The sequence below is a fragment of the bacterium genome (assembly GCA_030654305.1).
GTDB lineage: Bacteria > Krumholzibacteriota > Krumholzibacteriia > LZORAL124-64-63 > LZORAL124-64-63 > PNOJ01.
Genome location: JAURXS010000274.1, coordinates 1 through 9,929 on the forward strand (window position 1 = coordinate 1; position 9,929 = coordinate 9,929).

Sequence of the window (9,929 nt, forward strand, 5' to 3'; positions counted from 1 at the left end):
CCGCGCGCCGCGACCTGGAAGCGCGGGTCCGCGCCGACTGCCGCGAGCACGCCGCCAACCGCGAGCGGCACGCCCAGGCCGACGAGGGCGTCGACGCGTCCCGCGAGCAGGTCCGGATCGGCCTGATCTAGTTCCGCAACGGCCGCACGACGGCCTTCGAGCTGGTGCGCCTGGCGGCCGACCTGGCCGCGGCACAGCAGCGGCGTTCCCAGGCGCAGGTGCGCGCCGCCCGCGCGGCGGCCGACCTGCGCCGCCTCACGGCGGACGGTTTCCTCACCAAGGAGAGCGGGCAGTGATTCACCGAAACGCGGTCCACGTGCGCGCCGCGGGCGCGCTCTTTTCGGCCTTCGTCCTGGCGTTGGCCGCCGGCTGCGCCCGGGAGAAGGCGGGCGGCGGCTTCGCCATGCCCCCGATGCCGGTCGTCACGGCGACGGCGGCGCCCATGGCCATGACCGACAGCTACACGGCCGTCGGCACCTTCGAGGCGACCGAGCAGGTCACGGTCTCCACCGAGATCGACGGCCTGGTCGTGGAACTGCCCTTCCGCGAGGGCGGCGCGCTGCGGCGCGGCGACCTGATCGCCCGGCTCGACGACGCGCAGGCCCGCGCCGTGCACGAGCGCGCCGAGGCCCGCGTCGCGCAGAGCCGCGCCGCCTTCGACCGTGTGCGCGCCGTCGTCGACCAGGGCGCCGGCGCCCCCCAGGACCTGGACGACGCCGCGGCGGCCCTGAAGGTGGCGGAAGCCGACCTGGCGGTGGCCGGCGCGAGCCTGGCCAAGACCCGCATCGTCGCCCCGTTCGACGGCACCGCCGGCACCCGCCGCGTCAGCCGCGGCGCCTTCCTGCGCACCGGCCAGGCGATCACCGAGCTGGCCCGCCTCGACCGGTTGCGCCTGCTGTTCTCGGTGCCCGAGCGGTACCTGGGCGCGCTGCGTCCGGGCGCGGTGGTGGCGGTGCGGACGACCGCGTACCCCGACCTGGTCCTGTCCGGCACGCTCGCGGTCGTCGAACCGGTGGTCGACGCGGACACCCGCACCGTCGGGGTCGTGGCCCTGGTCGACAACGCCGAGGGCCGCCTGCGGCCCGGGATGTCGGCCGAGGCCGCGGTCGTGCTCGAAGAGCGGCCCCTGGCGCTGGCCCTGCCCAGCGAGGCCGTGGTCGCCCAGGGCGACCGCATGCTCGTCTACGTGATCCAGCCCGACAGCACGGTGGCGCCCGTCCCGGTGACCCTGGGCCTGCGCACCGCGGCGATGGTGGAGGTGCTCGACGGCCTCGCGCCGGGCGCGCTGGTGGTGCGGGCCGGCCACCAGAAGATCTTCCCGGGCGCGCGCGTGATCCCCCTGCCGGCCGGCGGCGAACAGGCCGCCGCAGGAGGGGCCCGATGAAGCTGAGCGAGGTCTCCGTCAAGCGGCCGGTCTTCGCGACGGTGATGAGCCTGGCCATCGTGCTGCTGGGCGTGATCGCGTACTCGCGGCTGCCGGTGCGCGAGTACCCGGACATCGACCCGCCGATCGTCTCGGTCTCCACCTTCTACCGCGGCGCCAGCCCCAGCGTGGTCGAGACCGAGATCACCGACGTGCTCGAGGAGACGTTCTCGACCCTCGAGGACGTCAAGTCCCTCACCTCGTCGAGCCGCGAGCAGGGCTCGACGATCACGATCGAGTTCGAGCTGGGCCGCGACGTCGACGAGGCGGCCAACGACGTGCGCGACCGCGTGTCCCGCGCGCGCGGCAGCCTGCCGCCCGAGGCGGAGGACCCCGTCGTCCAGAAGGTGGACACCAACGCCCAGCCCATCGTCTGGCTGGCCCTGCAGAGCGACGTGCACGGCACGCTCGAGATGTCGGACCTCGCGGACCGCGTGCTGAAGGACCGCCTGCAGCGGCTGCCGGGCGTCGGCTCGGTCTTCATCGGCGGCGAGCGCCGCTACGCGATGCGCGTCTGGCTGGACCCGCAGCGGCTGGCCGCGCGCGGGCTGACCGCCGGCGACGTGTCGGCGGCCCTCGCGCGCGAGAACGCGGAGATCCCCGCCGGCCGCGTCGAGGGCGAGCAGCGGGAGTTCGCGGTGCGGACCCGCGGCGAGCTGGTCTCGGCCGAGGAGTTCGGGGCGGTCGTCGTCGCCGCGCGCGAGGGCGGCGTGGTGCGCCTGCGCGACGTTGCCGACGTGGCCGTCGGCGCCGAGGACGAGCGCACGGTCACCCGCTTCAACGGCCTGCCCGCCATCGGCATGGGCGTCGTCAAGCAGGGCAAGGCCAGCACGCTGGAGGTCGCCGCCGCGGTGCGCGGGGCCCTGCCGGCGCTGCGCGAGGAGCTGCCGGCGGGCATGCGCCTGGAGGTGGCCTTCGACTCGTCGCTGTTCATCAGCGAGTCGATCCACGAGGTCCGCGACACGCTGCTGATCGCGGTGGCGCTGGTCATCCTGGTGATCCTGGTCTTCCTGAAGAGCCTGCGGGCCACGCTGATCCCCGTGCTGGCGATCCCGGTCTCGATCGTGGGCGCCGCGACGGTCGCGCTGGCCATGGGCTTCACCATCAACATCCTGACGCTGCTGGCGCTGGTGCTGGCCATCGGGCTGGTCGTCGACGACGCCATCGTGGTGCTGGAGAACGTCTACCGGCACCTCGAGATGGGCAAATCCCGGCGGCGCGCCACCCTCGACGCCACGAAGGAGATCGGCTTCGCGATCGTCTCGACGACCATCTCGCTGGTGGCGGTGTTCATCCCGCTGTCGTTCCTGACCGGCACGGTGGGCCGCCTGTTCCGCGAGTTCGGCATCTCGGTGGCGGTGGCCGTCCTGCTGTCGGGCTTCGTGGCCCTGACCCTGACGCCCATGCTCTGTTCGCGGATGCTGACGCCCCTGGGCGGCAAGCGCCAGAGCTGGGCCGAACGTTCCTTCGAGGCCTTCTTCTCGGGCCTGAACCGCGCCTACGCCGCCACGCTGCGCTGGTGCCTGGGGCACCGCGCGCTGGTGCTGCTGTCGGCCGCCGTGATGATCGTGGCCGCGGCCTGGGTCTACCGGCTGCTGCCGCGCGAGCTGGTGCCCGTGGAGGACCGCAGCGCGGCCTTCGGCATCGTGATCGCGCCCGAGGGCTCGACCCTCGACTACACCGACGCCGCCATGCGCCAGGTCGAGGCGGCGCTGCTGCCCCTGCCCGAGCGCCGCGGCCTGTTCTCGGCCGTGGGCCTAGGCTTCGGCGGCCCCGGCCGGGTCACCGACGGCTTCGTGTTCCTGAACCTCGCCCGCGCCGACGAGCGCGACCGCACCCAGCAGGAGATCGTCCAGGGCCTGTTCCCGCAGCTGATGGGTATCCCCGGCGTGCTGGCCTTCGTGATCAACCCGCCCAGCCTCGGCGGCAGCTTCGACTCCAATCCCGTGGAGTACGTGCTCAAGGGCGACAGCTACGAGCAGCTGGGCCAGGCGGTGCAGATCATGATGGCCAAGGCCCAGCAGCTGGGCTACCTGGTCAACCTGGACTCGGATCTGCGCCTGAACAAGCCCCAGCTCGACATCGTGATCGACCGCGAGCGCGCCGGGCAGCTGGGCGTCTCGGTCGCCGAGATCGGCTCGACGCTCGAGTCTCTGCTCGGCGGCCGCGTCGTCGGCAACTACAAGAGCGGCTCGAAGCAGTACGACGTGATCCTCCAGATGCGGCCCTCCGCGCGCGCGACTCCCGACGCGATCGGCGGCCTGCTGGTGCGCGGGACGGCGGGGCTGGTGCCCCTGGCCAACGTGGTCGCGGTGCGCGAGACCGTCGCGCCCAAGGAGCTGAACCACTACAACCGCGTGCGCGCGGCCACGCTCAGCGCCAGCCTGGCGCCCGGCGTGGACCTGGGCACGGCGCTGGACGCCCTGGACCGCATCGTGCGCGACGACCTGCCCGCCGGCGTGACCCGCGAGCTGAAGGGCCAGTCGCGCGAGTACCGCGAGTCCAGCGGCAGCCTGAACTTCCTGTTCGGCCTGGCGGTGGTGTTCATCTTCCTGGTGCTGGCGGCGCAGTTCGAGAGCTTCGTGCACCCGCTGACGATCCTGCTGTCGGTGCCGCTGGCGGTGGTGGGCGCCCTGCTCTCGCTGTTCTTCCTGAAGCAGGGCCTGAACATCTACTCCCAGATCGGCCTGATCATGCTGATCGGCCTGGTGACCAAGAACGCCATCCTGATCGTGGAATACGGCAACCAGCGCCGCGACGGCGGCGAGCCGGCGCGCGAGGCCATCATCCAGGCCGCGGCCATCCGCCTGCGCCCGATCCTGATGACCTCGTTCACGACGATCTTCGGCATCCTGCCCATCGCCCTGGGCCTGGGCGCCGGCGGCGAGTCGCGCCGGCCGCTGGGGATCACGGTGGTCAGCGGGCTGCTGTTCTCGACGTTCCTGACCCTGGTGCTGGTGCCGGTGGTGTACGACCTGCTGTCGCGCTTCACGCGGGCGCACGCCGAAGCGGACGAACCCGGGGAGTGAGGGACGGCTCCGGATCGCGGCGCGGCGCGCCCCATCCGTGGTAGACTCGTACCATGAAACCGACCGCCTCCCGACCGGCTGTGGACTTCATCGCAACCGCCTGGCAGGACGAGGCCCCGGACCTCGGCGTCCTGAAAAGGTGGCTGCACGAGAACACCCGGCTCGGCCCGCACCGGGTCCTGCCGGAACCGCCCCGGTCGATCCGCGACATTTATCTCGACACACCGGACCTGAGGATCCTGCGCGCCGGATTCGCCCTGCGGATCCGGCGGACGGCCGGTTCGGCGACGGCTTCTCTCGATGAGCCGACGCGTCTGGACGACGGCGGCGATCGTCGTGGGACCGTGCAGCCGCTGGTGTCGGACCGGGTGGGGCCGTCGCTCGGGGAGCGGGGGCCGGTTGTCGACCGGCTGCGGGTGATCTGCCGGGAGGACGAACTGGCGGTCCTGGCGCGGATCCGGATCGAGAGGCGCACCTACCGGATCGTCCACGGCTCCGACCCGAGCCCCAGCGCGGAGGTCGCCCTCGACCGCAGCTTCCTCACCGATGCCACCGGCCACACCCATCGGCGAACTTGTCTGAACATCGCGGTTGCACACGCCGGCGATCCGGCGTTCCGCGCCCTTGCCGACCGGCTGCGCGGGCAGTACGGCCAGCAGGGAGCGCGTGGCGCGGCGGAATCGGCCTTCGCGTGGGCGATCCGGGCGGCCGGCGTCGAGGTGGACAGGACGGTGTCCCTCGGTTCCGGGGTGTCCGGGGAGATCGAGCACGCGATGTCCGTGCGGCAGGCCGCGGACTCGGTCCTGCGCCGGTACCTCGCGTCGTTCCTCTGGCACGAGCCCGGCACCCGTCTCGGCGAAGATCCGGAGCAACTGCACGACATGCGGGTGGCGTGCCGCCGTCTGAGGGCGGCCCTGCAACTGTTCCGTCCGGTCTATCCCGGGCGGGAGGCGGACCGGCTGCGTCGCGGGCTCGGCGACTTCGGGCGCCGTCTGGGCGAGGTGCGCGACCTCGACGTCTTCATCGACGACGTCGGGCGCAGGTGCGGCGGCTTGCGGTCGGCGGACGCCGCCGCGGCCGGGCCGCTGCTGCTGCACCTCGAGCGGGAGAGGGCGCGGGCCCGCGAGCGCTTGCGGGATTCCCTGGATTCAGCGGACTTCGCCGCCCTGAAGCGCGACCTCGCCGCATTGCGGCCTTGCGCGCCGGCCGAAGCCGCGGCGGTGGACCTGCCGCGTTTCGCCTCCCGGGTCGTCCGCCGGGCTCACCGCCGGGTGAGGCGTCTGAGTCGGGGTCTGGCCCCCGACTCGCCGGCGACGGAATTCCACCGGCTGCGGATCGCGGTCAAGCGGCTGCGTTACACGCTCGGGTTCTTCGAGGATCTCTACGGCTCGGCGGCGAAGAGGCCGCTCGCGAGTCTTGTCGACGCCCAGGACCGGCTCGGTCGGCACCAGGATGCCCGGATCGCGGTGGACAAACTGAGACGGATCGTCGTCGAGGATCCGGCGGGGTTCACCCCCGGGAGCTGGCTGGCCCTGGGCGAACTCATGCAGGTCCATCGCGAACGCGCGAAGAAACTGCGCCGTCGGCTTCCGCGCCGGCTGCGCCGGCTGGCCCGGAAGCGCTGGCGGGTCCTCGGGCAGGCCATGACACGCCTGCCTGACGGGATCGTGACGCCGTGGATCGAGGTCGCAGGACGCGAGAACCCGGCCGCTGTTTCGAGCGGGGAAGCGGCGCCGCCGCCCGCCGCCCTCGAGCCGCCGTGCGCGGGCGCCCCGATCGGGTCCACCCCCGAATCCCGCGGCAAGACCGTCGGGCATTGATCGGAGACGACTGTGGAACTCCTGCTCATCCGCCACGCGATCGCCGAGGAGCGCAGCAGCGGCGATTGGAACGGCGACCGCGAGCGCCCCCTGACGTCCGCGGGGGCGGACAGGTTCCGCCGCATCGCGCGCGTGCTGGCGACGGTCTGGGACCCGCCCGACCTGGTGCTCACCAGCCCTTACGCGCGCGCCTGGCAGACGGCGCAGATCCTCGAGGAGGATGCCGGCTGGGCGGCGCCCGAAGCGTGTCCCGAACTCGAACCGACGAACCTGCCGGCCACGGTCCTCGACGCCCTGCGGGCGCGAGACGCCGCGGAGCGTGTCGTCCTGGTGGGTCACGAACCCATGATGAGCGGGACCCTGTCGCTGCTGCTGGGCGGATCGGCGGGCGCGGTCTTGCTGGAGATGAAGAAGGGGGGAGCGGCGCTGGTGCGCTGCGATGCGCCGCCCCTCGCCGGGACCGCGGAGCTGGTCTGGTTGCTGCCACCTCGCGTCCTGCTCGCCGCCGGCGGGGACTGACCCCCGCCTTTTCCATAATGCGGACTCATTATCTCTTGATTACCTTGAACCACGGCCTCGTGCCCACCGGCGATCGTCGCCGTGCGCCTTTCAACCGGGGGAATGCGCTTTGATCGGCAAGATGCTCGCCCACTACGAGATCCGTGCGTCCCTCGGCCGCGGCGGCATGGGCGAGGTGTACCTCGCCCGCGACACGCGCCTGGGCCGCGACGTGGCCCTCAAACTGCTGCCGGTCGAGATGAGAGCCGACGCGGGACGCCGCGCCCGCTTCGAGCGCGAGGCCCAGGCGGTGGCTGCGCTGAACCATCCCAACGTCGTCACGCTCCATGCCGTGGAGGAGGCCGACGGTCTGCCGTTCCTGGTGATGGAGTACGTGGAAGGCCGCACCCTCGACGAGGTGATCCCGCCGGGCGGCCTGCCCGTACGGCGGTTCTTCGAGCTCGGACTCGCCCTGACCGAAGCGGTCGCCGCCGCCCACGCCAAAGGCATCACCCACCGCGATCTGAAGCCCCGCAACGTGATGATCGACAGCGCGGGCCGCCTCAAGGTCCTCGACTTCGGCCTGGCGAAGCTGTTGGACCGGCCGGACGCGGGCGCGGACGAAGAGACCGTCGCCGCCGATGCGGGGGCGACCCGCGAGGGGACCATCGTCGGCACCGTGGCCTACATGTCGCCCGAGCAGGCCGAGGGCAAGCCGGTGGACAGCCGCTCGGACGTCTTTTCCCTGGGCATCCTGCTCTACCAGATGGCGACCGGTCAGCAGCCGTTCAAAGGGGACTCGCAGCTTTCGATCCTCGCGGCGGTCCTGCGGGACCAGCCGACGCCCGTGGTCGAGGTCCGTCCGGAGTTGCCGAGCCAGCTGGCCCGCATCGTCCGCCGGTGCCTCGAGAAGGATCCCGCGCGGCGGTACGAGACGGCCCGCAGCGCCCATTACGATCTGTTGTCACTGCGCGAGGAACTCGACTCGGGCGAGTTCGAGAAGCCGGAATTCCCCACTCCGCCGGCGCGGAGGCAGGGTCGGCGCCGCGTCGTGCTGCTGAGCGCGGGCCTGGTCCTGCTGGCGGTGATCGCTTTCGGCGCCGTGCGTCTGGGTTCGCGAGGGCGGCCGCCGGCCGCTTCGGCCGTCGGATCGGCTCCCACGACCGCCGCCGCGGTGCCGACCATCGTGGTCTTCCCCTTCGAGAACCTGGGCCCGCCGGAGGACGCGTACTTCGCCGCGGGCATGACCGTCGAGATCGTCACCAGCCTGGCCGGGATCGAAGGTCTGCGCGTGGTCTCCCGCACCAGTTCCCAGAACTACGACCGCACCGGCAAGTCCATGCAGCGGATCGCCGCCGATCTCGGAGTGGACTACGTGCTGGAAGGGTCGGTGCGCTGGCAGCGCGACGCCGCCGGCGCCAGCCGCGTGCGGGTGACGCCGCTGCTGACCGATGCCGCCGCCGACCGGCAGGTCTGGGCGAGCCGCTACGATCGCGCCATGGAGGAGATCTTCGCCCTGCAGTCGGAGATCGCCGCCGAGGTGGTCCGCAACCTGGGCGTGACGCTGGCGGCGGCGGGCACGGTACCGGCCGTGGCCGAGCCCACGCGGGACATGGCGGCCTACCACGCCTACCTGCGGGGTCAGGAGATCCTCGAGTCGTCGCGATTCAGGCGGGAGGACTGGCTGCTGGCCGTCGACCTGCTGGAGAAGGCCGTGGCGCGGGATCCGCAGTTCCACGAGGCCTGGGTGGCCCTGGCGCGGGCCAACTCGGGGCTCTGCCACTTCGACTGGGACCGCACGCCGGAGCGACTGGCCAGGGCGAAGGCCGCCGCGGACCGGGCCCGGGCCATCGCGCCCGATTCGCATCTGTCCCACTACGCCGCCGGCATCTACTACTACTGGGGACTGAAGGACTACGACCGGGCCCTGGCCGCAGTCCGGCAGGCCGATCGGATCCGCCCCGACGATCCCGACGTCATGGAACTGATGGCGTACGTGCTGCGCAGGCAGGAATCGTACGCCGAGGCGGCCGTGATCCTCGAGCGCGTGGCCGGGCTGTCACCCGGAGTCGCCCCCATCGCCAACCATCTCGCCGAGACCCTGGCCATCGTGAAGCGCTACGAGGACGCCGATCGCTGGGGGCGGGAGGCCATGGAATTCGGGCCCGACGAGCCCATGAACTTCACCATCGCCGCCTGGAGCGCCGTCCAGGCCGGCTGGCCCGACCGGGCGCGCCGTTACGTCGCCGAGATCCCCCCCTTCACGGATCCCGAGATGCGGCAGCGGCTCTTCCGGATCCATCTCGAGATCGGGGATTTCCCGGCCGCGCTGCGCCACGCCGAACTGCTGCCCGAGTGCATGGAGTCGCAGTACGAGATCATCTCCCGGGATCTCGGCCTGGCGATGGTCTACCGGGTGATGGACCAGCCGGAGGAAGCCCGCCGGCACTTCGAACTCGCCGAGCGCGTCCTGTCGGCGCGCGAGGCAGAATTACCCGAGGCCGGCAACGTGGTGGCGGCGCACGCGGTGGCCCTGGCCGGCGCCGGGCGGACGGACGAGGCGATGGCTGGGATCCGGCGCTCCTTCGAACTCTATCCCGTCAACAAGGACCCCTGGATCGCCACCTGGCGCCTGTACGACCAGGCCGTGATCGAGATGATGTCGGGGAGTTCCGCGGCCGCGGTCGCGACCCTGTCGGGGCTGATGGACCGGCAGACGGACGTCATCTCGCCCGCCATCCTCGCGTCGTCGCCGGTCTTCGCCCAGCTGCGCGGACGGGGCGATTTCCAGGCGCTGCTGGCGGAGTACGACTGAACCGTGTCGTGACGCCGTGCGTCGTCACCAGCGTTTCAGGGGAGCCGTGAATTCCGACCCGTCGATCCCCCCCATCTGCCGCCGGATCTCGCCCTGCCGGCGCAGCACGTAGGCCGAGGGACGGCCGGCGTTCATCCGCCGCGGGTTGGGCAGCACGGCCGCCAGGCGCGCGGCGCGGTCGCGGTCGACCTGGTCGGCGCCGACGTCGAAGTGGCGGCGGCAGGCCGCCTCGGCGCCGAAGATGCCGTCGCCCCACTCCGCGATGTTCAGGTAGACCTCCAGGATGCGCGTCTTGGGCCACAGCAGCTCCAGCCAGAACGTGAACCACGATTCCAGCCCCTTGC

The 9,929-nt window shown here is 72.1% G+C and carries 7 protein-coding genes; 6 read left to right on the forward strand and 1 reads right to left on the reverse strand.

Going from position 1 to position 9,929, the window contains the following annotated elements:
* Nucleotides 1-164: 164 nt before the first annotated feature.
* The 6 genes from Q7W29_07875 to Q7W29_07900 all read left to right on the forward strand — a co-directional run bounded on the left by Q7W29_07875 (nt 165) and on the right by Q7W29_07900 (nt 9,585).
* Entirely contained in the window at nt 165-296 is a 132-nt protein-coding gene (locus tag Q7W29_07875) for a hypothetical protein (GenBank protein ID MDO9171733.1), read from the forward strand.
* Nucleotides 293-1,384, forward strand: a complete 1,092-nt coding sequence (locus Q7W29_07880) for an efflux RND transporter periplasmic adaptor subunit (protein MDO9171734.1) — start codon at nt 293-295, stop codon at nt 1,382-1,384. Before Q7W29_07875 ends, Q7W29_07880 begins: the two co-directional genes overlap by 4 nt.
* Nucleotides 1,381-4,452 carry an efflux RND transporter permease subunit gene (locus tag Q7W29_07885; protein ID MDO9171735.1) on the forward strand — a complete coding sequence of 1,024 codons (3,072 nt, stop codon included), beginning with the start codon at nt 1,381-1,383 and terminating at the stop codon, nt 4,450-4,452. Before Q7W29_07880 ends, Q7W29_07885 begins: the two co-directional genes overlap by 4 nt.
* A gap of 53 nt (nt 4,453-4,505) precedes the next feature.
* Nucleotides 4,506-6,272 carry a CHAD domain-containing protein gene (locus tag Q7W29_07890; protein MDO9171736.1) on the forward strand — a complete coding sequence of 589 codons (1,767 nt, stop codon included), beginning with the start codon at nt 4,506-4,508 and terminating at the stop codon, nt 6,270-6,272.
* A gap of 12 nt (nt 6,273-6,284) precedes the next feature.
* The gene (locus Q7W29_07895; protein ID MDO9171737.1) at nt 6,285-6,791 is read left to right on the forward strand and encodes a histidine phosphatase family protein; all 507 of its coding nucleotides are present in this window, start codon (nt 6,285-6,287) and stop codon (nt 6,789-6,791) included.
* 109 nt (nt 6,792-6,900) lie between these two features.
* Nucleotides 6,901-9,585, forward strand: coding sequence for a protein kinase (locus tag Q7W29_07900; GenBank protein MDO9171738.1), 2,685 nt, complete (start codon nt 6,901-6,903; stop codon nt 9,583-9,585).
* Nucleotides 9,586-9,609: 24 nt separating this feature from the next.
* On the opposite strand, the gene Q7W29_07905 is transcribed toward Q7W29_07900, so the two are convergent.
* Nucleotides 9,610-9,929 (reverse strand): transglycosylase domain-containing protein (locus Q7W29_07905; protein MDO9171739.1); only part of this gene is annotated, 320 nt, incomplete at its 5' end.

What these genes read in the sequence shown, in the direction of transcription:
- Q7W29_07890 (MDO9171736.1), top strand. Translation starts at nt 4,506, where the DNA reads ATGAAACCGACCGCCTCCCGACCGGCTGTGGACTTCATCGCAACCGCC.
- Q7W29_07885 (MDO9171735.1), top strand. Translation starts at nt 1,381, where the DNA reads ATGAAGCTGAGCGAGGTCTCCGTCAAGCGGCCGGTCTTCGCGACGGTG.